This window comes from Pseudomonas sp. FP2196 (assembly GCF_030687715.1).
GTDB lineage: Bacteria > Pseudomonadota > Gammaproteobacteria > Pseudomonadales > Pseudomonadaceae > Aquipseudomonas.
Window position 1 is genome coordinate 1,412,512 of the sequence record NZ_CP117445.1, and the last position, 26,652, is coordinate 1,439,163.

The window sequence follows — 26,652 nt, forward strand, 5'->3', positions numbered from 1 at the left end:
GCGGGTGCAGATTCAGGGACATTACGAGCTTCAATTCGAAGCAGTGCGCGAGGCATTCGCCGCACTGTTCGACGATCCCCAGGAACGCGGCGCAGCTTTGTGCATCAAGGTCGGCGGAGAAACCGTCCTCGACCTCTGGTCCGGCACCGCCGACAAGGACGGCGCCGAGGCCTGGCACAGCGATACCATCGCCAACCTGTTCTCCTGCACCAAAACCTTCACCGCCGTCACGGCGCTGCAGTTGGTCGGCGAAGGCAAGTTGCAACTGGACGTTCCCGTTGCCCGCTACTGGCCCGAATTTGCCGCCGCCGGCAAAGAATCCGTTACCCTGCGTCAATTGCTCTGCCATCAGGCCGGTCTGCCGGCCCTGCGCGAACTGCTGGCGCCCGAAGCCCTTTATGAATGGCAAACCATGGTCGACGCCCTCGCGGCCGAAGCACCCTGGTGGTCGCCGGGCACTGGCCACGGCTATGCCGCGATCACTTACGGCTGGTTGATCGGCGAATTGCTCCGTCGTGCTGATGGTCGCGGGCCGGGGGAATCCATCGTTGCCCGTGTCGCCAAACCATTGGGTCTGGATTTCCACGTCGGTCTCGCCGACGAAGAATTCCATCGTGTGGCGCACATTGCTCGCGGCAAAGGCAATGCCGGCGACGCCGCCGCTCAGCGTCTGCTGCAAGTGACGATGCGCGAACCGACCGCCATGACCACCCGCGCCTTCACCAATCCACCGTCGGTGCTGACCAGCACCAACAAACCGGAATGGCGGCGCATGCAGCAGCCGGCGGCCAACGGTCACGGCAATGCACGCAGCCTGGCCGGGTTCTACGCCGGTTTGCTCGACGGCAGCCTGCTCGAAAGCGACATGCTTGAAGAGCTGACCCGCGAACACAGCCTCGGCGAAGACAAGACCTTGCTGACTCGCACCCGTTTTGGTCTGGGCTGCATGCTCGATCAACCGGACGTGCCGAACGCTACCTACGGCCTTGGCCCACGAGCATTCGGCCATCCGGGGGCGGGCGGCTCGATCGGTTTTGCTGACCCTGAGCATGATGTCGCATTTGGTTTTGTGACAAATACCCTTGGGCCGTACGTCTTGATGGACCCGCGCGCGCAGAAGCTCGCGCGGGTGCTTGCCACTTGTCTGTAAAGCGTCACCAGAGGTTCCAGGGCCGGAACCTCGACGGGTTTTTCGATTCAAAGCGACAGTTTATCCGGGCGAAAGTGCTCTGATTTTTCATTACTTCATTTTGTGGATTTTCAATGTCATCTAAAAAGACACTCGCCCTGGCCCTGTGTGTTGCGATCACAGGTTGTGCACAGACTCCTAAAAACGATGCGGACGGCGGCAGTTGGTGGCCGTTCGGTTCCTCCGACAAAGTGGCAGCCAAAGAGTCGGCTCCCGCGCCTTTGAAACCTGCTGCTACCGCGCCGGTTGTCAACGCTGAAAGCAGCAACCCATGGTATTGGCCGTTCGGCTCCAGCGATTCGGCTGCCAAGGCAGATGTAAAGCCTGAGGTAAAACCTGTAGCCAAACCGGTTGAAGTGGCCAAAGCCGAGGCAGACAAGGGTGGCAAGTGGTGGTGGCCGTTCGGCGGCAAGGATCAGGACACCGCCAAAGTCGTACCGATGCCGGATCCGAAAGTCACTCAAGCTTGGCTGGATGATTACGAGCCGCGCCTGCGCACCGCTATCCAGGACAGCAATCTGCAACTCGAACGCCGCGACAACGTGCTGGTCGTGACCGCGCCGGTGGAAGGCTCGTTCAACCCTGATCGTCCGGCGATGCTGCTGCCCGTCACTCTCGGTCCGTTCACCCGTGTGGCTAAAATTCTTGAAGCCGACCCGAAAACCGCCGTGCTGGTACTCGGTCACAGCGACTCCAGTGGCGCTGCTCCGGCCAATATCAAATTGAGTCAGGAACGTGCCCAGGCCATTGCGGCGATCTTCCGTCTCAGCGGCTTGCAGCGCGATCGCCTGATGCTGCGTGGCATGGGTTCTGAAGCCCCGCGTGCCGCCAATGACAGCGTTGAAGGTCGTGCCCTCAACCGTCGCGTTGAAATGCTGGTGACTCCGCAGAACACCATGGTTGCGCTGCTGAGCAAATACAACATGCCAGCGCCGAAGCCAGTGACCCTGGTTGCTGCGCAGGACGTCAAGCCAGTGGCCAAACCGGTAACCCCGGCGCCAGCCGCGAAAAAAGCTGCTGTGCCGGCCACCAAGAAAGCCCCGGCGAAGAAAGCCGCCGCCAAGGCTCCAGCCAAGAAGGCACCGGCGAAGGCTCCCGCGAAGAAAACCGCTCCAGCCAAAGCCGCCGCGACCGACAAGAAAGTCGCCGCGACCGATGCCACCAAGAAGTAATCCGCTAACGAAAAGGAATGCGCCATGACCCAGGCTCTGGCAGATATGCGTCGTGATTACACCCGGGATGGCTTGACCGAGGCGCAAGCCCCGGCCGAGCCGTTTGCGCTGTTCCACCAATGGTTCGCCGACGCGGTGAAAACCGAGCAGGCGCCGGTGGAAGCCAACGCCTTGACCCTGGCCACGGTTGATGCAGACGGTCGTCCGCATTGCCGCATTCTGCTGCTCAAGGGCCTGGACGAGCAGGGTTTCACTTTCTTCACCAACTACGACAGCGCCAAGGGCCAGCATCTGGCGGCCAATCCGTTTGCCGCCATGACCTTCTTCTGGCCGACCCTTGAGCGCCAGGTGCGCATCGAAGGTCGGGTGGTGAAAGTCACCCCGCAAGAATCCGATGCGTATTACCAGGTGCGTCCACTGGGCAGCCGACTCGGTGCCTGGGCATCACCGCAGAGCCGGGTGATCAACGGGCGTGGGGAGCTGGAAGATTTGCTCAAGGCCACCGAGCAACGCTTCAGCGACACCCAGCCTGACTGCCCGGAACACTGGGGTGGTTATCGCTTGCTGCCCGAGCGCATCGAATTCTGGCAGGGCCGTCCGAGCCGTCTGCACGATCGCCTCAACTACCGTTTGCAGGGCGCCGACTGGATTCTTGAACGTCTGGCACCTTAAGCAGTCTACCGAGCGGGATAGCCTGCCGCAGCGGCCTCAAGCCACTTCGGCAGGTCCCGACGCTTGATCTTCTGCTCTTGTGCATGGGCCAATTGTTCGAGCATAAAAACGCGTTTGCCTTCATCCTTGCCGGCCAGCGACAACGCCAGATCGCGATCCATCCAGCGTTTGATCCGTACGTATAGCCACCAGTGGAAGTACAGACCGGCGACGGTGGTGACGATAATGATGAAGTAATCCATGAAAATCCTTGGGTCGGCGGCGCAAGAAATGGAATTTGGCGCTAATGTTGGGTGAGTTCGCAGGGCACCTGTACCGGGCCTGAATGAAAGCAATTTTATCCGGGCGGCGCCGTGACAGGCGTCAAGCTGCGGAGTTTAATGAATACCTGTCCTTTGGAGTTGATGCTATGCGTAAGTCTGTTCTGCTGGTTGCTTCCTTTTCCACGATGGCGATGTTGCTTACCGGTTGCCAATCGAGCCTGACCGGTGACTCCTACTCCCGTGACGAAGCGCGTCGCGTGCAGACGATTCGCATGGGCACCATCGAATCCCTGCGTCCGGTGAAAATCGAAGGCACCAAGACCCCGATCGGCGGCGCTGCTGGCGCAGTGGTTGGCGGTGTCGGCGGCAGCGCCATCGGCGGCGGCAAGGGCAGCATCGTTGCTGCGGTCATCGGTGCGGTGGCTGGTGGTCTGATCGGTTCGGCAACCGAAGAAGGCCTGACGCGCACCCAAGGTGTTGAAATCACTGTGCGCGAAGACGACGGCAGCATGCGCGCCTACGTGCAGCAGGTTCAGGAGAATGAAGTGTTCCGTGTTGGCGAGCGCGTACGCATCTCCACCGTTGGCGGAACCAGCCGCGTTTCGCACTAAGCGGGAACGAGCGGCAAAAGAAAACCCCGATCAGGTGACTGGTCGGGGTTTTTTATTTTTTCTTCCAATTCGGTAAGTTAGTAATCAGCACAGGTGCCCATGAAGAACTCCAAACCCTTCGGGAGGCTAACTTTGAGAAGAGTTTCCAGCGCATTGACTTGATCTGTAGTCAATAACAGCTCTCCGGGTTCCAATTCATTCAGGGGCTTAGACTCAATGAGCTGTGCAACTTTTTCGTTCATCTCGTTATCTTTGATATACAACTCGAATTGCAAAGAGTCATCTTGAGCGTCATCAGGGTAAAAGCCGGTTATCGAAAGGTAACGCATGTTTCAATCCTTAATTTCTAGAAGTTCTTCTGTTCGGCTCTGCAGGCCCGGTTTGTTCACCCGTCAGGTGATTGAACTCGCCCAAATGAGTCGTTCCCAATTTGTCGTATTTTTCCACAGCGTTACTTTTGTAATCCCATTCATAGATTCGACCTTTGCGGTCTACCCACCGTGCTCGCTGCTTTCCGCCACCTTTCACCGATGATTTCGACTTTACTCTAACTGCGTCAGGGAAGGCCGGTAGTGTCTCTGGGTGGCCGTAGTAAATATGGTCGCGAGCCCGGCTTAAAACGATGTATACCGGCCGAATCCCCGAATGCGCCGGAAAAACCAAAATGAAATCCCGGTACTCCGGCGGATAAACCGGATTCACCAGAATTCCATCCGCCGCTTTCGTCGGTGGATAAACCCAGATATGCGGTGCTTGCGGTGCAGCCTCAAGCGCTGGAATACCGAGGATGTCTGAGCCATCCATTGCAGGCGTCCAGAGCAGTTCGGTGCCTTCACCCAAGTCAGCCATGAACTGGCTGCCGCGCGCAGTGAACTGCACGACATCCACCATTTCCCAATCACGATTCTTGCCAGTGTAGAAACCGTAACCCTTGAGGCTGCCGTCTGCCTGTTGCTCGACCCGCAGACGAACGCGGGTGCGGGCCTGTTTCAGGGCGCGCAGTTGATCGTCGGTGTAGAGGGCGCTATCGCCAAGGCTCGAGGGCATGAACAGCGCAACCAGTCCAGCCAACGTGGCAGCAGCAGTGCTGGCGGCAACGGCAGGCAACGCTTCGAATGCAGATCCGGCCAGAGCAAAATTGCCGAGTCCTGTCGGGATGGCCGTAGTGCTGATTTTCTTCAGCGCTACGGTACCGTTGGCATCGGCTTCGCGGGCACCGAGAAGGATCAGGTCGCCGTAGTCTTTCAAACTATCGGTCGGCACCATCCCTGAAGGATTGGAGTAATCAATGATCGCGTCCGGCAACTTGCAGGACTTGGCAAACACGCATCCGGCGCGCACGGGATCAGGCTTTTTGGCTGCAACCTCACGATTGCGCTCAAAAGCTTCCTGCCGCGCCAGCATGGCGCCGTAAGCGTTTTGTCTGGCGTCGCGCGCAGCCAGTTCAGTGGCCGTCATGTAGCGGTAAGTGACGTGATGCCCGTCGCCTTGCGGTGGGTTGGGAACCCGGGGAATGTCCTTGTTGCGAGCCACTGATCGTCCTTTCGTTCATCCATCGGCAGCCCTTTGCAAAGGGCTGCGCAACGTTAACGAAGCAGGAAAATGGTGGCTGTAGGACGCGTCGCTAAAGACGTGGGGATTGTTCGCTGTGTCGCGGGAGAATGGCTTGAACGTTAATTTGTGGTGAGGGGATTTATCCCCGATGGGGCGCGAAGCGACCCCGCTCTTTACCTCAAAGCGGGGGACTGCTACGCAGTCCATCGGGGATAAATCCCCTCGCCACGCGTGATCTATGCACTAGGCAAAGTTTTGTTCCGGCGGCTTGCCGCCGCCGTCACCGCATACCCGATCAACGCCGCCAGAATCGACCCCGTCAGAATGCCCATCCGGTCCATGCCCGCGTATTCACTTGCACCCGGAACAAAGGCCAGAGAGCCGACAAACAGGCTCATGGTGAATCCGATGCCACAGAGAATCGCCACGCCCAGCACCTGACCCCAGTTGGCGCCTTGGGGCAGGGCGGCGATACCGATCTTCACGGCCAGCCATGTCAGGCCGAACACACCAACGGTCTTGCCGAGCAGCAGGCCGACTGCGATGCCCATCGGCACATGGTGGGTGAAACTCTCGACGGTGACGCCGCTCAGTGACAGGCCGGCGTTGGCGAAGGCGAACAGCGGCAGAATGCCGTAGGCGACCCACGGATGCAGCGCGTGTTCCAGCGTCAGCAACGGCGAAGGCTCGGCGTTTTTCGTCCGTAGCGGGATGCAGAACGCCAGGGTCACACCGGCCAGCGTCGCATGCACGCCGCTCTTCAGTACACAAACCCACAGGATCAAGCCGATGATCATGTACGGCCCGAGCTTGACCACGCCGAGCCGGTTCATCGCCACCAGTGCGGCAATACACGCTGCTGCCAGCCCCAGCGACAGGGTCGAGAGTTCGCCGGAGTAGAAAATCGCAATGATCACGATAGCGCCAAGGTCATCAATGATCGCCAAGGTCATCAGGAACAGCTTCAGCGATACCGGCACGCGCTTGCCGAGCAGGGCAAGCACGCCGAGGGCGAAGGCGATGTCGGTGGCGGTGGGGATTGCCCAGCCGCTCAGGGCGGCCGGGTTGTCGCGATTGAGGAACCAGTAGATCAACGCCGGTACCAGCATGCCGCCGACAGCTGCCGCGCCGGGCAGAACGATCTGCGAAGGCTTGGACAATTGGCCATCGAGCACTTCGCGCTTCACTTCCAGGCCGATCAGCAGGAAGAACAGCGCCATCAGGCCGTCATTGATCCACAGCAACAGGGGTTTGGCGATTTTCAACGCGCCAATTTGCGCTACCACCGGGGTGTCGAGCAAACCGGTGTACAGCCACGACAATGGCGAGTTGTTGATAATCAAAGCCAGGATGGCCGCTGCGATCAATAACAGACCGCTGGCAGCTTCCAACTGAAAGAAACGCGTGAAAGTGCTACGCAGAGGCAAGGTCGCTCTCCATCGAAAAGTCAAAAGGTGGAACACCCTAACCCGTACCGTTAGTTGTTAAAACAAAAGTTATATTCTTTTTTGTTATATGTCGTTACAACGCCTTTACCCTCAACCACGCTGAGCCTAGCAGTTGCCGGACATATTGAGACTCAGCTGTATCTTTGCGGGATGTAGGTTTTTTCCTAAGCTGACGGATGAGCCTTTCCAGGAGGCCGATCTCCTGCCCGATTCAACGAGAACCATGACCATGAGCGACACCCGACAGTGGGCCCGCGAAGCCATCCGCATCATCGAAGCGGATTTCCAGCGCAGCGCCGACACCCATCTGATCCCCTTGCCGCTGCCGGGTTTTGCGGGCATCGAGTTGTATTTCAAGGACGAATCCAGTCATCCGACCGGCAGCCTCAAGCATCGACTGGCCCGTTCGCTGTTTTTGTATGCGCTGTGTAATGGCTGGCTCAAGCCCGGTGCGCCAGTGATCGAAGCGTCCAGCGGTTCGACGGCGATTTCCGAAGCGTATTTCGCGCGGATGCTGGGGCTGCCGTTTATTGCGGTGATGCCGGCGACGACGTCGAAAGAGAAGATTGCCCAGATTGCCTTCTACGGTGGCCAGAGCCATCTGGTAAAAGATCCGACGCAGATTTATGCCGAATCCGAGCGCCTGGCTCGAGAGCATGGCGGCCATTTCATCGACCAGTTCACCTATGCCGAACGGGCGACCGACTGGCGGGCGAACAACAACATCGCCGAGTCGATCTTCCAGCAGATGCGCTACGAGAAACACCCAGAACCGAGCTGGTTGATTTCCAGCCCAGGCACCGGCGGCACCACCGCGACCCTCGGTCGTTACGTGCGCTATCGCCAGCACTGCACCCGCGTGCTGTGCGCCGATGCCGAGCGTTCGGTGTTCTTCGATTATTACCAGAGCGGCGACGCCAGTTTGCGTCTGGATTGCGGTTCGCGGATCGAAGGCATTGGCCGGCCAAGAGTGGAAGCGTCGTTCTTGCCGAAGGTGATCGACGCGATGGTCAAGGTGCCGGACGCCTTGTCGCTGGCGGCCATGCATTACCTGGCGCAACGGCTGGGGCGGCATGTCGGCGGTTCGAGCGGCACCAACCTGATTGGCGCATTGATGGCGGCGCAGCAAATGAAAGCGGCGGGGGAGTCGGGGTCGATCGTGGCGATCCTGTGCGATGGCGGCGAGCGTTATGCCGACACCTATTACGATCAGGACTGGCTCAAGGCGCAGGGGTATGAGCTGAGTGGGTTGATTGAGGCGGTGGCGGCGAGTGCCGAGCGGGGAGAGGCGCTGCCGACTTCAGTGTTGCGCGCAAATATCTGACAAACCGAAATCAAATGTGGGAGCTGGCAGGCCAGCTCCCACAGGGTTTTGCGTTGTTGCAGATTTAGCTGATCAGGCTTCGAGGCCAAGAATGTCGCGCGCCACGGCTTCTGCGATGCGAATGCCATCAACCCCCGCCGACAGAATCCCGCCCGCATAACCCGCACCTTCACCGGCCGGGAACAAGCCCTTCACGTTCATGCTCTGCAGCGTTTCGTTACGAGTGATGCGCAGCGGTGACGAAGTACGCGTTTCGATCCCGGTCAACACGGCATCATGCAGCGAGTAGCCGCGAATCTGCTTCTCGAACGCCGGCAGCGCTTCACGAATCGCTTCAATCGCAAAATCCGGTAACGCCAAGGCCAGATCGCCCAGCGCCACACCCGGTTTGTAGGACGGCTCGACTTCACCCAGTTCGGTCGAAGGAATGTCGTTGATGAAGTCGCCAACCAGTTGCGCCGGGGCCTTGTAGTCGCTGCCGCCGAGGATAAAGGCGTGGGATTCCAGACGCTCCTGCAACTCGATCCCGGCCAGCGGGCCGCCCGGATAATCGACTTCCGGGGTGATGCCGACGACGATGCCGGAGTTGGCATTGCGCTCGTTACGCGAGTACTGGCTCATGCCATTGGTGACCACACGGTTCGGCTCGGACGTCGCGGCGACAACGGTGCCGCCCGGGCACATGCAGAAGCTGTAGACCGAACGGCCGTTCTTGGCGTGGTGCACCAGTTTGTAGTCGGCGGCTCCCAACTTGGGGTGGCCGGCGTATTTGCCCAGACGCGCACGGTCGATCAGCGACTGTGGGTGCTCGATGCGAAAACCCACCGAGAACGGCTTGGCTTCCATGAACACGCCACGGCTGTGGAGCATGCGGAAGGTGTCGCGGGCGCTGTGGCCTAGGGCCAGAACCACGTGCTTCGAATGCAGGGTTTCGCCGCTGGCCAGTTGCACGCCGACCAGTTGGCCGTCGTCGATCAGCACGTCGGTGACGCGCTCCTGGAAGCGTACTTCGCCGCCCAGATCACGGATCTGTTCGCGCATGTTTTCAACCATGCCGGTCAGACGGAACGTACCGATGTGCGGCTTGCTGACGTAGAGGATTTCTTCCGGTGCGCCGGCCTTGACGAACTCGTGCAGGACTTTTCGGCCAAGGAACTTCGGATCCTTGATCTGGCTGTACAGTTTGCCGTCAGAGAACGTCCCCGCACCGCCTTCGCCGAACTGCACGTTGGACTCGGGGTTGAGCACGCTTTTACGCCACAGGCCCCAGGTGTCCTTGGTGCGCTGACGCACTTCGGTGCCACGTTCGAGGACGATCGGCTTGAAGCCCATCTGTGCCAGTAACAGGCCGGCAAAGATCCCGCACGGGCCGAATCCGACGACGATAGGGCGCTGGCTCAGGTCGCTTGGTGCTTCGCCTACGAATTTGTAGCTGACATCCGGCGCCACGTTGACGTTACGGTCGTCGGCGAACTTGCCCAACACTTTGGCCTCGTCGCGTACGTTGAGGTCGATGGTGTAGATGAAGCACAGTTCGGAGGACTTTTTGCGCGCATCGTAGCTGCGCTTGAACAAGGTGAAATCGAGCAAGTCATCGCTGGCGATGCCCAGACGTTGCACGATGGCAACGCGCAGGTCTTCTTCGGGATGGTCGATTGGCAGCTTCAGTTCAGTGATTCGTAACATGGCGAGGATCCGGGTTCGCGGGGCGCACAACTGCGCCAGGGCGTTTGAAGGCCGCGATTATAAGCCGCAAAGGCCGGATCCGGTGAGGCTAAAACGCTCAGTCGTTGCGCGATCCGCCGAAATACCCGCAGCCACGTTGCACCTGGCCGTCGATGCGCAACTCGGCACTCATGTGCTGCACGCTGCCGGTGCTGCTGTCGACGCAACGTTGCGGTGCCACCCACAGTTCGATGCGCTGGTTGTTGGCTTCGCTGCTGAGATTGAAGCGACCGTCGCCCAATTGCTCTTCAACGTAAGGGACGGCGAGCGGGGGCTGGCCGTCGCGGTCGATGACCATGCCTTTGCCGCTGACCTTGACGTTCCACTCAGGGCTATGGCCGGCGGCGCGCAGAATCAGCAGCTTGAAATTCGGATCGTCACACGCGGTGCCCGAACGTTCGACCCGATACAGCTGGGCAAGATCGAGGCGGTCACCGGCGATCTTGCCGCGCACATCGGCGAACAACTTGCCCTGTTCATCGGCGAGGGTCGCGGCCTCTTGCAAGACGCTGGTGCCGCCGATGTCGTTGACCACGTATTGGCGTTGATCCTGACACGGCTGGAACACCAGTTTGCCGTCGGCAGCGGTCAGTTGCCCCTGCATCCGCGTCTGCCCCACGTGCGAGGCACTTTCTCGCTGGCCATCGAACAACTGGCAGGCGGCAAACAACGGCAGCAGGGCAACAAGGACTAACGAACGGGCAACACGCATCTTCGGCTCTCCAGACAAGTGCCGTCACGTTACGCAGGCTGACCGTTCATCACAAGGGTTTAGCCGACGTGAAAAGTCTGACCGGTTTGCAGGCCTTCGACACTTTTGGCGTAGGCCAACGCCACATCTGCCGCAGGAACCGGCTTGTAGCCACGGAAATACGGGGCGTAGCTGCCCATGGCTTCGAGCAAAACGGTCGGGCTGATCGAGTTCACGCGCAAACCGCGTGGCAGCTCGATGGCGGCCGCGCGAACAAAACTGTCGAGGGCGCCGTTGACCAGTGCAGCCGAGGCGCCGCTGCGGATCGGATCATGGCTGAGCACGCCGGTAGTGAAGGTGAACGAAGCACCGTCGTTGGCAAACTCGCGACCGATCAGCAACAGGTTGACCTGGCCCATCAGCTTGTCTTTCAAGCCCAGGGCGAAACTGTCTTCGTTCATCTCACCCAGCGGGGCGAAGGTCACGTTGCCGGCGGCGCAGACCAGCGCATCGAATTTGCCGGTTTGTTCGAAGAGTTTGCGGATCGACGCGCTGTCGCTGATATCCACCTGCAAATCGCCACTTTTGCGGCCGATACGAATGACTTCGTGGCGTTGCGACAGCTCCTTGTCCACAGCCGAACCAATGGTGCCGCCCGCGCCTATCAACAGAATTTTCATCGTGTGGTGTCTCAAGTGATTGAACGAGGTTTCAGTCTAGAGTGGTTTTTTCTGTGGATAAGCGCGCTAATGGGCAACCTTTGGTTTTCAAATGGAAACAATCCATGAGCGAGATGGATGATCTGGCCGCGTTCGCGGTGTTGATCGAGGCCGGGAGTTTCACCCTGGCGGCGCAGCAGCTCGGGTGCAGCAAGGGCCAGTTGTCCAAGCGGATCAGCCAACTCGAAGCGCGCTTTTGCGTGGTGCTGCTGCAACGCACGACCCGGCGTTTGAGCCTGACTGCGGCCGGCGCGGCATTGTTGCCGCAGGCCCAGGCCCTTGTAGTCCAAGTGGAAAGAGCGCGTCAGGCATTGGCGCGGTTGAAGGACGATATGGCCGGGCCGGTACGTATGACCGTTCCGGTTTCGCTGGGAGAAACCTTCTTCGATGGTCTGCTGCTGGAGTTTTCGCAAAAGTATCCCGAGGTGCAGATCGAGCTTGAGCTGAACAACAGCTATCGCGATCTGTCCCGGGATGGCTTTGATCTGGCGATCCGCAGCGAGGTGGCCAACGATGAGCGACTGGTGGCCAAACCGCTGCTGGCCTGGCAGGAAATGACCTGCGCCAGCCCGGCCTATCTCGAGCGCTTCGGCGAGCCGCTGACGCCGCAGGCGTTGACCGAGCACCGTTGTTTGCTCAACAGCCACTACAGCGGTCGCGAGGAATGGCTGTATCACCAGCAGCACGAATTGTTGCGGGTACGCGTCTCGGGGCCGTTCGCCAGCAATCATTACAACCTGCTCAAGAAAGCGGCGCTGACCGGTGCCGGTATCGCTCGATTGCCTTCGTACCTGCTGCAAGCGGAATTGGCTGACGGGCGCTTGCGCTGGCTCTTGCGCGATTACCAGACCCGGCGCATGCCGATGTATCTGGTGCATCCGTATCAGGGCGGATTACCGAAACGCACGCAGGTATTGGCGGACTATCTGATTGGTTGGTTCAGACGCAGCGGCGAGGCGCTGGATCGCCTATCCCGATAACACCGATTACCTGTGTAGGAGCTGCCGCAGGCTGCGATCTTTTGATCTTCAAAATCAACAGATCGCAGCCTGCGGCAGCTCCTACAGGAATCTCAGCGACGGGTTGATTTCAGCGGTTGTAGTGTCTGGCGATCAAATGATCGATCGAGAGTTTGCCCGGTCCGGTCGCCATCAGATACAGCAACACCGCCGCCCACGTGCCATGAGTCGGATACGCATCCGGATACACAAACAACTGAATAGTCATTGTCATCCCCAGCAACGCCAGCGCCGAAAACCGCGTCGCGAATCCGATCAGGATCAGAATCGGGAAAAAGTGCTCGGCAAACGCGGCCGTATGCGCGGCGATTTCCGGCGACAGCAGCGGCACGTGGTATTCGCTGGTGAACAGCGGAATCGTCGAGTCCGCCAGACGCGGCCAGCCCAACTCGAAGGTACCGTCGAACAGATCGATGGCCAGACCCTCAACCTTGGTCTGCCCGGACTTCCAGAACACCGCGGCAATCGAGAAACGCGCAATGAACGCGATCAGGCTGCGGGGGATTCTTTCCAGTAGTTTGATGGCGCGGGTGATGAGGCAGTTCATGGCGATTCCTTGTTGTTCAGGTGGGTGATGGCGTTGCGCGCAATCAACAGACCCAGGGTCTGGCCGAGATCAAATGCCGGACTGTTTTCCGCCGCTTCCAGCAGTGGCTGGCCAGCGAGCAAATTCCGGATAAAAACGCTGGCGCCGTGATCAATGGCAAACACCTCGACGTCGAGATCGTTGCGCAACACCAGTGCGTGTTGTCCGTGGTTGAGGTCGATGCCTTCAAGCGTGGCCTCGCGCTGATGCGCAGCCCAGATCGCAACCACTGGCCAAGTTGAATCGAGCAGGTACAGGGAAGGATGGAACTCGAAGCCAAGCTCGTTCAGGGCTTGCGGGTCATTCAGCGCAGCGGCGAGCTGTTCCGATCGGATCGGGCTTGCGTCGGCAGCGTGATAGGCGAGTGTGCGCAACTGCTCAAGGCGTGCCACGTCCGCCAGATACGGCACGCTGGAGGCCGGTTCAAACACTGCAATGAAGTCCGCAAAACCTTCGCCGTAGCGGCTCATCAACGGACTTTGTGGTGGCTGATGTTGTGCAAATACAGCCGCCATGGCGCGGAAAAAATCTTCGCCCACCAACTGCGCAACCACCGGGTAACTGTCGCGCAGTGCGTTGATCAGTGAACTCTGCACATTGTTGCGGTACACCGAGAAACGACTGGCGGGATCGGCCCCGTTGGCGCTGCACAGGCCTTCGGGGCAGGTCAATTGCACATTGAGCAGGGCTGCCGTGAAGTCGGCTTGAGTGCTCATGATCGATCCCCCGCACACACCAACAGCGCCTCGGCCTGTTGCGCCTCGGCCAGTAAAACGTTGAACGCGGGCACCTGATTGTCACGCTCGATCAACGTCGCCACCGGGCCGATGCGTTCCAGCACTTGCCGGTACAAATGCCAGACCGCTTGATCAATCGGTGCGCCGTGATCGTCGATCAGCAAACGGTCGCCAAGGCTGTCGGAGTCTTCTGCAAAACCGGCCAGATGAATCTCACCGACGGCGTGTAATGGCAGGGCATCGAGATAGGCCAATGGATCGCGCTGATGATTGATGCACGAGACGTAGACGTTATTAACGTCCAGCAGCAAGCCGCAGCCGCTGCGACGGATGACTTCGGCAATGAAGTCTGCTTCGTCGAGGGGCGAGCGTTGAAAGGCCAGATAGGTCGCCGGATTTTCCAGCAACATGGACCGCTTGAGCGTGTTCTGCACCTGATCGATGTGCGCGCAAACGCGGTTCAGCGTCGGCGCGTCATAGGCCAGTGGCAGCAGGTCATTGAGGAACACCGGGCCGTGGCTGGACCAGGCCAGGTGTTCGGAAAAGGAGTGGGGTTGATAACGCTCGATCAGATCCTTCAGGCGTTGCAGGTGTTGAACGTCCAGCGGCCCTTCAGCCCCGATGGACAATCCGACGCCATGCAGCGACAGAGGATACTGCTCGCGAATCAATCCCAGAAAATGATGAAACGGGCCGCCGGCCACCATGTAGTTTTCGGCGTGGACTTCGAAGAAGCCGATGTCCGGTGATGAGCCGAGCACTTCACGAAAGTGCCCGGTCTTGAGCCCCAGCCCGGCACGGGGCGGGAGCCCTGAGCGGGCTGCCTGAGTGCAGGACTGGGCATGGTCGTTGGGTGTGAGCATGATCGTCACTCAGGCAGCCGACTGATCAGGACTTGGCTTTGAACGCTTCCATTTGACCGAAACCGGTCGGCGAGGTTTTGCTTTCGGTGGTGGCGCAGGTGCCTTTCGGAACGAGTTTCCAGGCGTTGGCCTGATAGTCCATTTTTGCGGTGCCGGCACAGGTAGTGCCTGCACCTGCGGCGCAATCGTTCTTGCCTTTCATGGCCACACCGAAGCATTTTTCCATGTTGGCGTCGGCAGCGTGGACGGTGGAAACAGCGGCGATACTCAGGGCAGAACCCAGGGCCAGAACCAGGGCGGTAGCGGACAGGGTGCGGGTGGTAGCAGTCATGATGTTTCTCCGATTTGAGCTTGGGTTTTACAAGCGAAGTGCGCTTGCTTGTCCCTCTAGAGAAACGACATGGCGATGCGTTACAGCCGGGCTGAAAGTTTTTTCAAAAATATCCTCCCGCGTAGGAGCTGCCGAAGGCTGCGATCTTTTGATCCTGTTTTTTACAATCAAAAGATCGCAGCCTTCGGCAGCTCTTACAGGGGGCTTTTTCGGGCACAAAAAAACGGCCCGAAGGCCGTTTTTCATTTATCGCAAACACTCAACCGCCGAGATACGCCTCGCGCACTTTCGGATCGGTCAGCAGCGCTTCACCGGTGCCTTGCATCACCACGCGGCCGTTCTCCAGAACGTAGGCGCGGTCGGCGATTTTCAGCGCCTGGTTGGCGTTTTGCTCGACCAGGAACACGGTCACACCGTCCTTGCGCAGTTGTTCGATGATGTCGAAGATCTGCTGGATGATGATCGGTGCCAGACCCAGAGACGGCTCGTCGAGCAGCAGCAGTTTCGGCTTGCTCATCAGCGCACGGCCGATGGCGAGCATTTGCTGTTCGCCGCCGGACATGGTGCCGCCGCGCTGGCTGAAGCGTTCTTTCAGGCGTGGGAAAAGGCCGAGAACCTTGTCCATTTGTTCCTGATAGTCGCCCTTGTCGGTGAAGAAGCCGCCCATGGACAGGTTTTCTTCGACGGTCAGACGGGCAAACACCCGACGGCCTTCCGGCACCACAGCGATGCTTTTGCGCATGATCTGCGACGAGTCCTGGCCGACCAGTTCTTCACCCATGTAACGGATGCTGCCGCTGTGCGCTTGCGGCGAACCGCAGAGCGTCATCAGCAGCGTGGACTTGCCGGCACCGTTGGCGCCGATCAGGGTCACGATTTCGCCCTGGCGGACTTCGACGTTGACGCTGTGAAGGGCCTGGATCTTGCCGTAGAAGGTGGAAACGTTTTCGAACTGCAGCATTTACGCTTCCCCCAGGTAGGCTTTGATCACTTCAGGATTGTCGCGGATCTGTTCCGGCGTGCCGTCAGCCAGAGGCGTGCCCTGGTTGATCACGACGATGTGGTCGGAAATGCTCATGACCAGTTTCATGTCGTGTTCGATCAGCAGCACGGTGACGTTGTGCTCTTCACGCAGCATGCCGATCAGCGCCTTAAGGTCTTCGGTTTCCTTCGGATTGAGGCCGGCGGCCGGTTCGTCGAGCATGAGGATCCGCGGACGGGTCATCATGCAGCGGGCGATTTCCAGACGACGTTGCTGACCGTATGCCAGGGTGCCGGCGGTACGGTTGGCGAACTCCTTGAGGTTGACCTTTTCCAGCCAGTACTCGGCAAATTCCATCGCCTCGCGCTCGCTTTTGCGGAACGCCGGGGTTTTGAACAGGCCGGACAGGAAGTTGGTGTTCAGGTGACGGTGCTGGGCGATCAACAGGTTCTCCACCGCCGTCATGTCCTTGAACAACCGCACGTTCTGAAAGGTGCGCACTACGCCTTTGAGCGCGATCTTGTGGCCCGGCAGGCCCTGAATCGGCTCGCCGTCCAAAAGGATGCTGCCGCCGGTTGGCTGATAGAAACCGGTCAGGCAGTTGAACACGGTGGTCTTGCCCGCGCCGTTCGGCCCGATCAGCGCAACCACCTGTTTTTCCTTCACGGTCAGGGCCACGCCATTGACCGCCAGCAAGCCGCCGAAGCGCATGCTCAGGTTTTCGACTTTAAGGATCTCGCGGCTCATTTTCGCAACTCCATGTGTGGGCGTTGCATCGGCAGCAGACCTTGTGGACGCCAGATCATCATCAACACCATCAGGGCACCGAACATCAACATGCGGTACTCACTGAATTCACGCATCATTTCCGGCAACAGGATCATCACCACGGCCGCGAGAATCACGCCGAGCTGCGAGCCCATGCCACCCAATACGACGATGGCGAGGATGATCGCCGATTCGATGAAGGTGAAGGATTCCGGCGTCACCAGACCCTGACGGGCAGCGAAGAAGCTACCGGCGAAACCGGCGAAGGCAGCGCCGAGGGTGAACGCGGACAGCTTGATGATCGTCGGATTGAGACCGAGCGCACGGCAGGCGATTTCGTCTTCACGCAGCGCTTCCCACGCACGGCCGATCGGCATGCGCAGCAGGCGGTTGATGACGAACAGTGCCGCCAGCGCCAGCAACAAGGCAACGAGGTAGAGGAAGATCACCTTGTTGATCGAGTTGTACTGCAGGCCGAAGTACTCGTGGAAGGTTTGCATCCCTTCCGCGGCTTTACGTTCGAAGGTCAGGCCGAAGAACGTCGGTTTCTCGATGTTGCTGATGCCGTTCGGGCCACCGGTGATGTCCGTCAGGTTACGCAGGAACAGACGGATGATCTCGCCGAAGCCGAGGGTCACGATCGCCAGATAGTCACCGCGCAAACGCAAGACCGGGAAGCCCAGCAGGAAGCCGAACGTCGCCGCCATCAGGCCGGCAATCGGCAGGCAGATCCAGAAGCTCAGGCCGTAGTAGTGCGACAGCAACGCATAGCTGTAGGCGCCGACGGCATAGAAGCCGACATAACCCAGGTCGAGCAGACCGGCCAGACCGACGACGATGTTCAGGCCCAGGCCGAGCATCACGTAGATCAGGATCAGCGTGGCGATGTCCACCGCGCCACGGGAGCCGAAGAACGGCCACACCAGGGCAACAATGATCAGCGCAATGATGAAATAGCGCTGGGTGGTCGGCAGGGTCAGGAAGTTGCTGGCCTTGGCCGGGATCAGCGGCATGCCCGGCGAGGAGCGCCAGGCCTTGCTGATCTGCTGATTGAACAGCACGCGCAGGAACATCAGTACCGAACAGATGGCGATAGTCGCCAGCACGGCCGGGCTGGTGTTGTGCACTTCCAGGTTGATGCCGACGATGGTCAGTTTCAGACCCAGTACCGGGTAGGCCACGGCCCACACCAGCAAGGCACTGAACAGTGCCTGTTTAAGATTCCTAGTCATACTTTCTCAACCTCCGGACGGCCCAGAATGCCGGTCGGACGGAACAACAGCACCAGAACCAACAAGCCGAATGCCACGACGTCCTTGTACTGGTCGCCGAAGATATCGGCGCCAAAGGCTTCCGCCACCCCTAGCACCAGCCCGCCGAGCATGGCGCCGGGGATGCTGCCGATGCCGCCCAGTACCGCGGCGGTGAAGGCTTTGAGGCCGACGAGGAAACCGGCGTTCGGGTTGATCACCCCGTATTGCATGCTCAGCAGCACAGCAGCGACCGCCGCCAGCGCAGCACCAATGACGAAGGTCAGGGCGATGATGTTGTTGGTGTTGATACCCAGCAGGTTGGCCATCTTGATGTCTTCGGCACAGGCGCGGCAGGCGCGGCCCAGACGAGAGCGGGAGATGAACAATGTCAGGCCGAGCATGGCGATCAGGGTCACCACGAACACCACGATTTGCATGTAGGAAATCAGCACTTCTTGTGCGCCACCTGGGCCGAAGGCAATGTTGCCCGGAATCAGGTTGGGGATAGCTTTGTCCTTGGAGTCTTGCGCCAGCAGAACCGTGTTCTGCAGGAAGATCGACATACCGATGGCGGAAATCAGCGGGATCAGACGGTTGCTGCCGCGCAAGGGGCGGTAGGCAATGCGTTCGATGCTGTAACCGTAAGAGCTGGTGACGACGATGCTGGCGATGAACGCCGCCGTCATCAACAGCGGGACACTGTCGAGTCCCATCATGGTCAGCCCGGCGATGGCGATGAACGCCACGTAGGAGCCGATCATGTACACCTCGCCGTGGGCGAAGTTGATCATTCCAATGATGCCGTAAACCATCGTGTAGCCGATGGCGATCAGGGCATACATGCTGCCAACGTTCAGGCCGTTAACCAGCTGTTGGAAGAAGTGATAGATGTCAGGCATTACAGCGCTCCTAAAAACCTGATACGCATTTCACTGGTGGAGTCATTTTCCCGCCCGGCCCCGTGGATCTTTATCCACTTCGAATCCGGGTTTTGCCAGCGAACCGCTGATGACGGTTTTGAGATTTTCAGGTGGGGAGACTGGCGGATCACGCCAGCGCGGCCCTATACATTCGTAAAACAAAGCCCACGGCACGCCGTGGGCTTTATTGGCAGTCAGTTCGGCAATGCCTTACTGAGGCGAAACTTCAGTTTTAGGTTTGCCGTTGTGCCACTCGTAGACTACGAATTTGAAGTCTTTCAAGTCGCCCTTGGCGTCGTAGCTCAGGTCGCCAGTCGGGGTCTTGAAGGTGCCGGCGTGAATGGCTTCTGCCACTTTTGTCGGGTCTTCGGACTTGGCAGCCTTGATGCCTTCGGCGATCAGGGTCACGGCCGAGTAGGCCGGGAACACGAACGGGCCGCTCGGATCTTCTTTCTTCGCCTTGAATGCATCAGCCAGAGCAACGTTGGCCGGATCCTGGTCGAAGGATTTCGGCAGGGTCACCAGCAGGCCTTCGGCAGCGTCTTTGGCGATCTGAGTGATCGAGTCGTTACCCACGCCTTCTGGCCCCATGAACTTGGCTTTCAGGCCTTTTTCCTGGGCTTGACGCAGGATCAGACCCAGCTCTGGGTGGTAGCCGCCGTAGTAAACGAAGTCGACGTTGGCTTGCTTGAGTTTGGCAATGATCGCCGAGAAGTCTTTATCGCCGGCGTTAACGCCTTCGAACACGGCAACTTTGGTGCCTTTCTTCTCAAGGGTCGATTTGACGGCGGTGGCGATGCCTTCACCGTACTGCTGCTTGTCGTGCAGGACGCCGACGATTTTCGGTTTGACGTGATCGGCAATGTAGTTACCGGCGGCAGGGCCCTGGGCGCTGTCCAGACCGATAGTACGGAAGATCATTTTGTAACCACGGGCGGTGATGTCCGGGCTGGTGGCAGCCGGGGTGATCATGATCACGCCTTCGTCTTCGTAGATGTCCGAAGCAGGTTGGGTAGAGCTGGAGCACAGGTGACCGACCACGAACTTGACGCCGTCGTTGACGACCTTGTTCGCAACCGCTACCGCTTGTTTCGGATCGCAGGCATCGTCGTATTCAACGGCTTCGAGTTTCTTGCCGTCGACGCCGCCCTTGGCGTTGATTTGTTCGATGGCCATTTTTGCGCCACTGAACTGCATGTCGCCGTATTGGGCTACTGGACCGGTTTTAGGACCGGCGATACCGATTTTGATGGTGTCAGCTGCGAACGAATGGCTGGCAACCCCGGCCAGAACCATAGCGGCAAACAGTTTGGAAATCTGCTTAGTAGCCTTAGTCATAGTGCTCCACTCTTACTGTTGTAATTTTTTTGAGTTCTGGCGCCGTAGCAGCAGAACCGGGTCAGATATCTTTGCGATACCCTCCGGAAATGCCCCCGGCAACTGTACCGGTACAGTGTAGAGCGCCGGTTGTCAGCCTGGGAAGCGGGCGCCGAGGGGCAAAACTTGGAGGTGTCGCATTTTTGAATGAAAAAGACAGAATTGCGGCGGGGCGTTCGTGGGCATATATCCCAATCAACAGCATTCCCTGGCGTTCCTGCTCTTTTCGTTCGGTACAGCCATTTGCAACCGGGTTTTTCTGGCGGATCACCGACGTTATCATTCGCGTCGATTTCTTTTCCGGACAGTTCCCATGAATCAAGAACCTAGCACCCTCTATGCCAAGCTGCTTGGTGAAACCGCATCTATTACCTGGAAAGAGCTAGAGCCGTTCTTCGCCAAGGGTGCCCTATTGTGGGTCGACCCTGACCTTGATTTGATCGCCGCTGCTGAGGCTGTGGCGTCGGATGAAGGCGAGAAAGTCGCTGCCTGGCTGGCCGAAGACAAGGTCGCCAAGCTGTCTGAAACGCGGGCGCTGGATCTTTTTGAACGTGATCCGCAGCTGTGGGCGGTGGTGGTTTCGCCGTGGATTCTGATCCAGGAAAGGGCGCAGGCCTGATGGCTTGCGCCTTTTTGGTGCGCGGCGTCATCGTTGAAAAGTGTGTAGCCGAGTAGCGTGATGGCACGTTGCCGTAGAGAAACACCACAAGCGAGGGTGGCTCACGGTGACGTAAACGTAACGGGAACAGTTTAGTAAGCAGCCTAACGGCTGCTTAATTGTTTCTGGATGTTGGAAAGGCTGAAATCTTCAGTGAATTTCAGGGCCCCATCGCTGGCAAGCCAGCTCCCACAGGTTTTGTGGCGTTCACAATATTCGTGTTCACACGGACCCTGTGGGAGCTGGCTTGCCAGCGATTGCGGCGACTCGGTCCTGGATCAGACCGAGAACGACTTGCCGGTATGGTTATTGAGAGAAATAACCTTGGTCTTGCCAATCCGGTGACGATAGATCTCGCGCAGGTACTTGATCGACTTCTTCACGCAATCGCGCGACAGGCGAATGTCGTTGATCGAGACAAACTTTTCTTTGTCGTTGATCAGCTCGCGGTACTTCTTCTCGTACATCGGCTTGATTGCGTACCAGTTGGTGTCGAGGATCTTCGCCGGGTTCTCGAACTCGTTGAGCAGGTCATCGATGCGGTCTTCATCAAACTCTTCGTTGATGATGAAGTCGAGGATCGAGTTGTCCAGGGTCTCGTCGAAACGGTACGGGGTCTTCGCGAAGCAGCGCTTGATGAACGCGACGATTAACGTCAGGAAGTCATCCGAAAGGCACGGGCTTTTGGCAATCAACGTAGTCAACGACAGGTTGGCCGAGGCACCGATCACCAGCGCGTAACGCTTGAGCGTGGTATTCGGGAACAGGCTGTTGAGGTGCGTCTTCAACCGGTTCAAATCCATGTACGACAGCTTGTAGTCTTTCGGCAGCGAAACGATTGAGACCACCGACGAGCAGTTCTTGAAGAAGTGCAGGTCATGCAGTGCCGCCGCGTCGTAGCCGGAATTCTTGTACTGCTCAAGCGAAGCGCGATAACGCTTGGACTCGATCGGCAGCAGGCTGATGCCTTCGATGGCCTGGGTGACCTTGTTGAAGTGCGGCAGGTCGATCGAGCGGAAAAACAGATCGTCGATGTTCAGGCGCTGTGGCTCTTTATCGAACACCTTGAACTTGTCGCTGCTCGGCGGCGGCGTTTCCGGCACCACCGATTCGGCGTAGGCAATCGCTACCGGGCCGGCCAGGCTCATGAACAGGTCGTTGGCGTCGAGGCGAATGGTTTCGCCGATGTCGATGCCGGCGCGGCGGAAATAGTTCTGGTCGTAGTCAGTCGTGACTGCCTGCGCCGTCAGAATGTTGAAGATCTGCTGCGAGATGTACTGGTTGGCGTGCTTCTCCATCGCATTGACATCAATGTTCTGGATGTTGCCGTCGTCGCTCTCTTCGGCGTAACGCATGATGTCGTTGGAGATCAGCATCATCGCGTTCCACGGGCGGATACGGCCCATGACGCTGGCTTCGCTGCTGTCTTCGTTGGCGAAGTTGTAAGAGAAATCCCATTCTTCCGAGAGGTATTTGCACAGCAGGCGCCCGGCGTTGATGTGCAGCGCCTCGGACATTTCGCTGCGGTGGTCGGAAATGTTCGGCAGCACGCAGATGCCGCTGGTGAAGATCGGTTCGAACACAAACGAATGACCGCTCTTGCCGTCATGTTCGTCCATCGGCTTGGTGTCGAATGTCTTGTTCATGTACGAGTGCTGCTGGGCCAGGCCGAATTCCGAGGCCATGCCCGAACCGGTACCGCCGCCGGCACTGAAGATCGAGAAGTACAGGCGCGACTGGTTGGCCTTGATCCCGCAGCTGTCGATCAGGTACGAGTGGATCATTTTCCAGTCGGGGCTGGAGAAGCGTTGGGTGTCCTTGTTGAGGATGATCTTCGCCAGGTATTGGCCGAGGATCGGCGCATTACCGGCGCCACCGGCGTGGACTTCGGACAAGTCCATGATCTTCATTTTGCTGTAGTCGCGCAGGAAGCCGCTTTTCTCGCCCTTGCGCGAGAAGCGGATACGCCCGGCGATGTCCTTGTCGAGGTCGCCGAGCATCACCAGCGGCTCAACCAGGAACACCGGTTTAGTGGACTTGTTCGGGCCGATCCGCAGGTTGTTTTTGATCCACTGGGCCGGGCTGTAGCCCTTGTCGGCCAGACGGCGGTCGGCTGCGCGATCGTCGTTATTGAATTCGTTGAGGTAGAACTTGCGCGCGTTGTACACCAACTCCGCCACGTCGAGGGCGATGTTGGAACCACAGCGACCGAGTCCGATCAGGCATACCGACGGGAATTCCTGGTCGTTGTGCTGCTCGTTGTCGCCTTCCAGATGCGGTGGGCGCGGGAACACCAGGTCACGCAGGCCGTCGAGGTTGTCGAGGATGCGGTCGGTGTTGGTTTCGGTGTAGTAAAGGTATTGCTGGGTGCCCAGCGGACGCGAGGGGTGCAATGGCTTCGACGGTGACGGGCTGTTCGCGGCGGGGCTCAGGGTCAGATCGGATACCGCAGTGGCGGGATTATTTTTAGAAGTCATTGTGCGCCATATACCTGACTGGGTTGGCCCGAGACCTGTGTCATCGAGCCTCACGGAATAAGATCTCGCGTCTTTTTTGCGCGAATTGGGCCCGAGCGTCAGGGACTTGGCCAGACTGTCGCTTGGGGGAATCCTTTCCTGATCGTTGATGAATCGGCCATTATTCGGCGATCTTTAATCGAAAAGAGGCAAAATGATGTCAACGCTACCTTCGTTGGGATTCGCCGGAATCGGACTGATGGGTCTGCCGATGTGTCGGCGCCTGTTGGCGGCGGGTTACCCGTTGACCGTGTGGAATCGCAACCCGGCCAAGTGCGCGCCACTGGTCGAGGCCGGTGCCCGGCAGGTGGCGAGCCCCTCCGAACTGTGCGAGCACGCCGACGTGGTGATGGTGTGTCTGGCCGATACGGCGGTGGTGCGCGAAGTGGTGTTCGGCCCGGCCGGTGTTGCCGAAGGTGCGAAGGGCGGTCAGTTACTGGTGGATTTTTCCAGTCTTGAACCGACGGCTACTCGTGAGATGGCGGCGCAGCTAAAAAGTGAAACCGGCATGAGCTGGATGGATTCACCGGTGTCCGGCGGCGTGGTCGGTGCCGAGGCCGGCAGTCTGGCGATCATGGTCGGTGGCGATGCAGCCGACCTTGAGCGCGTGCGCCCGGTGTTGCTCAATCTCGGTCAACGCGTTACGCACATGGGCGGCATCGGCGCCGGGCAAGTGACCAAGGCCTGCAACCAGATGATCGTTGCCTGCAATGCGTTGGTGATTGCCGAAGTGGTGGCGCTGGCCGAGCAGGCCGGGGTCGATGCGAGCCTGATTGCCGAAGCGCTGGCCGGTGGTTTCGCCGATTCAAAACCGTTGCAGATCCTCGCCCCGCAAATGGCCGAGAGCCGTTTCGAACCGATCAAATGGCACGTGCGCACGCTGCTCAAAGATCTCGACACTGCAGTGAAATTCTCCCGCGAGCAGGGTACGGCGACGCCGATCAGCGGATTGGCCGCACAACTGATGCGCCTGCATGGGGCTCAGGGCTTTTTGGCGAAGGATCCAGCGACGCTGGTGCAAATGTACCGCGCGCCAGAATCAACGGATTGACCGCCTGTGAATGCTTGCGCTGGTTGATTTCTTCCAGCACCGGGCGCAATTCGTCCAGCGGCACTGGACGGCTGAGCAGGTAACCCTGAATGAAATCGCAGCCGGAGCGTTCGAGAAATTCGTACTGCTCCAGGCTTTCGACGCCTTCGGTGACCACCTGCAAATGCAGGGTGTGGGCCATGACGATGATCGCCTGAACGATCTCCATGTCCGCCGTGGCTTTTGGGATGTCGAGGATGAACGAGCGGTCGATCTTCAGCGTGTTCAGCGGCAAACGCTTGAGGTACGCCAGCGACGAATAACCGGTGCCGAAGTCGTCGATCGACAGCGACACGCCGAGGGCGCGGATCTGCCGCAACAGCACCAGGGTGTTGGCGATGTTGCCCATCAGGGCGTTCTCGGTGACTTCCAGTTCCAGACGTTCCGGCGCGACGCCTGCGGTGCGCAGCGCACTTTCGATTTCATCGGCCAGCTCTTCGCGGGTCAGGTTCAGCGGCGAGCAGTTCCAGGCGATTTTCAGCTCTTCGCAGCCATGCTTGGACAACTCGCCAAGATCCTTGCAGGCGCGGCGCAGCACCCAATTGTCCAGTTCGGCGATGAGGCCATTGTTTTCGGCGATGCTGATAAAGCGATCAGGGGTCAGCAAACCGTGGACCGGATGCTGCCAGCGGATCAGCGCTTCGAGCTTGGTGACCCGGCCGGTTTTCAGTTCGAAGATCGGTTGGTAATACAGCATCAGACCGTTTTCTTCGCGCAGTGCGTGGCGCAGTTCTTCTTCGAGTTGCAATTCCAGAGTCGCGCGGTTTTTCAGGCTGGAATTGAAAAAGTGCAGACCATTGCGCCCGGCGCCCTTGGATTGATACAGCGCCAGATCCGCGTGTTTGAGCAGTTCTTCACACGTCGTGCCGTCTTCTGGAAACAGGCTGATGCCGATGCTGGTAGTCATCACCATCCGGCGTCCGGCCAGTTCTATTGGCTCCTTCATCTTCAGCATGATGCGCTGGGCCATGGTGCGTGCCTCTTCACGGTCGCGCAGGCCGATCAGGATGCAGAACTCGTCGCCGCCAAAACGCGCGACGACGTCTTCATGGCTGCGCACCGAGCCTTTGATGTGACTGGCAATCACCTTGAGCAGGGCGTCGCCGGCGTCGTGGCCGAGGCTGTCGTTGATGCGTTTGAAGTGATCGATGTCGAGAAACATCACCGCAAGCATGCCGCCTTCGGTGGTCTTCTGGCTGAGTTTCTCGGCGAAGATCTGATTGAAACCGCGGCGGTTGATCAGGTTAGTCAACGCGTCGTAGTTGGCCACTTGTTGCAGCGACATGCGTGCCTGATCGAGTTGGCTGAGCAGGGCATTGACCCGGCGCAGGTCATGTTCCTTGCTTTGCAGTTTCTTGTCGGCCAGTGCCGCGCTGATTGCGCTGCCGAGAATCAGCAGGATGATCAGCGCCACTGTCAGGCCCAGTTGCAAATGGCTGGTTTCGGCCGATAGTGCCGGGGCGCTGCCTTCCGGCAACACCAATTGCAGTGCGGCCATCCCGGTGAAGTGCATGCTGAAAATGCCCGCACCGAGAATCAGTGCGGCGCTGTACTTGAGCATCTGATGAGCCAGGCCACTGCCTTCGCGCAAGTAGCCTGCGACCCATAACGCGGTGAAACTGGCGCCGATGGCGATGGCGATCGACAGCGCAAACAAGGTCGGTTGGTAGTAGGCGGTGGCGCGCGACTCCATGGCGGCCATGCCGACGTAATGCATGCCGGCGATACCGAGGCCGATGACCACAGCGGTTTTCAGGTAAAGCACCAGACTCGGCTGTGCCTCGCTCAGCGTGTGCATCGCCAGCCACGAGGCGAGCAGGGCAATCAGCAGGGAGAACAGGGTGATCGGCAGGTCGTAGTGGATTTCGATTGGGGCCTGGAAGGCGAGCATGCCGATGAAGTGCATGGCCCAGATCCCGCCTGCCAGGCAGGTCGCGCCGATCCAGCGCCATAGGCGTTGCGAGCCAAGGTCTTCGGCGTGAGCGACTCGCTCGGCCATATCGAGGGTGGCGAAACTCGCAGCGCAGGCGACCAGATAGGCTGCCAGTACCAGTAAGGGATTGTGTGTGCAATCAAGAATGACCTGCCCGCTCTCCGGCAGCTCGGTAACAAACTGCAAACCAAGCCACTCCATAGCATGCCCCGTCTCTCTGAAGTCGTCCTAACCGTGCGGTTAACGCAGGC

General features: G+C 59.0%; 26 protein-coding genes. 8 read left to right on the forward strand and 18 right to left on the reverse strand.

All coding sequences use genetic code 11. The features are described 5' to 3' along the window. Positions 1-4: 4 nt before the first annotated feature. The 3 genes from PSH79_RS06320 to pdxH all read left to right on the forward strand — a co-directional run bounded on the left by PSH79_RS06320 (position 5) and on the right by pdxH (position 3,033). Entirely contained in the window at positions 5-1,150 is a 1,146-nt protein-coding gene (locus tag PSH79_RS06320) for a serine hydrolase domain-containing protein (RefSeq protein ID WP_305441763.1), read from the forward strand. A 113-nt stretch (positions 1,151-1,263) separates the two neighbouring features. After that, positions 1,264-2,361, forward strand: a complete 1,098-nt coding sequence (locus PSH79_RS06325; protein ID WP_305441764.1) for an OmpA family protein — start codon at positions 1,264-1,266, stop codon at positions 2,359-2,361. A gap of 24 nt (positions 2,362-2,385) precedes the next feature. Continuing rightward, complete coding sequence (gene pdxH / locus PSH79_RS06330) at positions 2,386-3,033, forward strand: pyridoxamine 5'-phosphate oxidase (protein WP_305441765.1); 648 nt, start codon at positions 2,386-2,388, stop codon at positions 3,031-3,033. A 5-nt stretch (positions 3,034-3,038) separates the two neighbouring features. On the opposite strand, the gene PSH79_RS06335 is transcribed toward pdxH, so the two are convergent. Further along, the gene (locus PSH79_RS06335) at positions 3,039-3,275 is read right to left on the reverse strand and encodes a hypothetical protein (RefSeq protein ID WP_305441766.1); all 237 of its coding nucleotides are present in this window, start codon (positions 3,273-3,275) and stop codon (positions 3,039-3,041) included. Between the two features lie 167 nt (positions 3,276-3,442). Here PSH79_RS06335 and PSH79_RS06340 point away from each other — a divergent pair, with 167 nt between their 5' ends. Further along, entirely contained in the window at positions 3,443-3,907 is a 465-nt protein-coding gene (locus PSH79_RS06340) for a glycine zipper 2TM domain-containing protein (protein WP_007969461.1), read from the forward strand. 77 nt (positions 3,908-3,984) lie between these two features. Here PSH79_RS06340 and PSH79_RS06345 read toward each other — a convergent pair whose 3' ends face one another. The 3 genes from PSH79_RS06345 to nhaA form a co-directional block, all read right to left on the reverse strand. Then, the gene (locus PSH79_RS06345) at positions 3,985-4,236 is read right to left on the reverse strand and encodes a pyocin S6 family toxin immunity protein (RefSeq protein WP_305441767.1); all 252 of its coding nucleotides are present in this window, start codon (positions 4,234-4,236) and stop codon (positions 3,985-3,987) included. A gap of 10 nt (positions 4,237-4,246) precedes the next feature. Then, positions 4,247-5,440, reverse strand: a complete 1,194-nt coding sequence (locus tag PSH79_RS06350) for an S-type pyocin domain-containing protein (RefSeq protein WP_305441768.1) — start codon at positions 5,438-5,440, stop codon at positions 4,247-4,249. 257 nt (positions 5,441-5,697) lie between these two features. Beyond that, a complete protein-coding gene (gene nhaA / locus PSH79_RS06355) occupies positions 5,698-6,888 on the reverse strand; it encodes a Na+/H+ antiporter NhaA (protein ID WP_305441769.1) in 1,191 nt (396 codons plus the stop codon). 250 nt (positions 6,889-7,138) lie between these two features. Between nhaA and PSH79_RS06360 the strand changes: the two genes are divergently transcribed. Beyond that, complete coding sequence (locus tag PSH79_RS06360; protein ID WP_370872610.1) at positions 7,139-8,233, forward strand: PLP-dependent cysteine synthase family protein; 1,095 nt, start codon at positions 7,139-7,141, stop codon at positions 8,231-8,233. A 72-nt stretch (positions 8,234-8,305) separates the two neighbouring features. Here the strand turns inward: PSH79_RS06360 and PSH79_RS06365 are convergent, their stop codons facing one another. From PSH79_RS06365 to PSH79_RS06375, 3 genes are all read right to left on the reverse strand, one after another. Further along, complete coding sequence (locus PSH79_RS06365) at positions 8,306-9,919, reverse strand: NAD(P)/FAD-dependent oxidoreductase (protein ID WP_305441771.1); 1,614 nt, start codon at positions 9,917-9,919, stop codon at positions 8,306-8,308. 97 nt (positions 9,920-10,016) lie between these two features. Beyond that, positions 10,017-10,670, reverse strand: a complete 654-nt coding sequence (locus PSH79_RS06370; RefSeq protein WP_305441772.1) for a COG3650 family protein — start codon at positions 10,668-10,670, stop codon at positions 10,017-10,019. Between the two features lie 59 nt (positions 10,671-10,729). Next, a complete protein-coding gene (locus PSH79_RS06375; protein ID WP_305441773.1) occupies positions 10,730-11,329 on the reverse strand; it encodes a short chain dehydrogenase in 600 nt (199 codons plus the stop codon). Between the two features lie 104 nt (positions 11,330-11,433). Here PSH79_RS06375 and PSH79_RS06380 point away from each other — a divergent pair, with 104 nt between their 5' ends. After that, a complete protein-coding gene (locus PSH79_RS06380; RefSeq protein WP_305441774.1) occupies positions 11,434-12,348 on the forward strand; it encodes a LysR family transcriptional regulator in 915 nt (304 codons plus the stop codon). Positions 12,349-12,457: 109 nt separating this feature from the next. Here PSH79_RS06380 and PSH79_RS06385 read toward each other — a convergent pair whose 3' ends face one another. The 9 genes from PSH79_RS06385 to PSH79_RS06425 all read right to left on the reverse strand — a co-directional run bounded on the left by PSH79_RS06385 (position 12,458) and on the right by PSH79_RS06425 (position 20,165). Further along, on the reverse strand, positions 12,458-12,934 hold the full coding sequence (locus PSH79_RS06385; protein ID WP_305441775.1) for a DoxX family protein: 477 nt from the start codon (positions 12,932-12,934) through the stop codon (positions 12,458-12,460). Continuing rightward, positions 12,931-13,689: a DUF2063 domain-containing protein gene (locus PSH79_RS06390; RefSeq protein ID WP_305441776.1), complete on the reverse strand. Its 759-nt coding sequence runs from the start codon at positions 13,687-13,689 to the stop codon at positions 12,931-12,933. The genes PSH79_RS06385 and PSH79_RS06390 overlap by 4 nt, the downstream gene beginning before the upstream one ends. Further along, complete coding sequence (locus PSH79_RS06395; RefSeq protein WP_305441777.1) at positions 13,686-14,573, reverse strand: DUF692 domain-containing protein; 888 nt, start codon at positions 14,571-14,573, stop codon at positions 13,686-13,688. The genes PSH79_RS06390 and PSH79_RS06395 overlap by 4 nt, the downstream gene beginning before the upstream one ends. 25 nt (positions 14,574-14,598) lie before the next feature. Continuing rightward, complete coding sequence (locus tag PSH79_RS06400) at positions 14,599-14,904, reverse strand: DUF2282 domain-containing protein (RefSeq protein WP_187679448.1); 306 nt, start codon at positions 14,902-14,904, stop codon at positions 14,599-14,601. 259 nt (positions 14,905-15,163) lie between these two features. Further along, a complete protein-coding gene (locus PSH79_RS06405; RefSeq protein ID WP_187679447.1) occupies positions 15,164-15,865 on the reverse strand; it encodes an ABC transporter ATP-binding protein in 702 nt (233 codons plus the stop codon). After that, positions 15,866-16,633 carry a high-affinity branched-chain amino acid ABC transporter ATP-binding protein LivG gene (gene livG / locus PSH79_RS06410; protein WP_187679446.1) on the reverse strand — a complete coding sequence of 256 codons (768 nt, stop codon included), beginning with the start codon at positions 16,631-16,633 and terminating at the stop codon, positions 15,866-15,868. Continuing rightward, positions 16,630-17,886 carry a high-affinity branched-chain amino acid ABC transporter permease LivM gene (locus PSH79_RS06415; RefSeq protein ID WP_305441779.1) on the reverse strand — a complete coding sequence of 419 codons (1,257 nt, stop codon included), beginning with the start codon at positions 17,884-17,886 and terminating at the stop codon, positions 16,630-16,632. Before PSH79_RS06415 ends, livG begins: the two co-directional genes overlap by 4 nt. After that, entirely contained in the window at positions 17,883-18,806 is a 924-nt protein-coding gene (livH, locus tag PSH79_RS06420; protein ID WP_007918526.1) for a high-affinity branched-chain amino acid ABC transporter permease LivH, read from the reverse strand. The genes PSH79_RS06415 and livH overlap by 4 nt, the downstream gene beginning before the upstream one ends. A gap of 231 nt (positions 18,807-19,037) precedes the next feature. Then, positions 19,038-20,165 (reverse strand): branched-chain amino acid ABC transporter substrate-binding protein, encoded by a 1,128-nt coding sequence (locus PSH79_RS06425; protein ID WP_305441780.1) that lies wholly within the window; start codon positions 20,163-20,165, stop codon positions 19,038-19,040. Between the two features lie 352 nt (positions 20,166-20,517). Here PSH79_RS06425 and PSH79_RS06430 point away from each other — a divergent pair, with 352 nt between their 5' ends. Next, on the forward strand, positions 20,518-20,823 hold the full coding sequence (locus PSH79_RS06430) for a DUF2288 domain-containing protein (protein WP_305441781.1): 306 nt from the start codon (positions 20,518-20,520) through the stop codon (positions 20,821-20,823). Between the two features lie 317 nt (positions 20,824-21,140). Here PSH79_RS06430 and PSH79_RS06435 read toward each other — a convergent pair whose 3' ends face one another. After that, a complete protein-coding gene (locus PSH79_RS06435) occupies positions 21,141-23,339 on the reverse strand; it encodes a hypothetical protein (protein ID WP_305441782.1) in 2,199 nt (732 codons plus the stop codon). Positions 23,340-23,532: 193 nt separating this feature from the next. Here PSH79_RS06435 and PSH79_RS06440 point away from each other — a divergent pair, with 193 nt between their 5' ends. Further along, positions 23,533-24,429: an NAD(P)-dependent oxidoreductase gene (locus PSH79_RS06440; RefSeq protein ID WP_305441783.1), complete on the forward strand. Its 897-nt coding sequence runs from the start codon at positions 23,533-23,535 to the stop codon at positions 24,427-24,429. Here PSH79_RS06440 and PSH79_RS06445 read toward each other — a convergent pair. Further along, positions 24,320-26,602, reverse strand: a complete 2,283-nt coding sequence (locus PSH79_RS06445; protein WP_305441784.1) for a bifunctional diguanylate cyclase/phosphodiesterase — start codon at positions 26,600-26,602, stop codon at positions 24,320-24,322. The two genes, PSH79_RS06440 and PSH79_RS06445, sit on opposite strands and share 110 nt — an antisense overlap. Between the last annotated feature and the right edge of the window lie 50 nt (positions 26,603-26,652).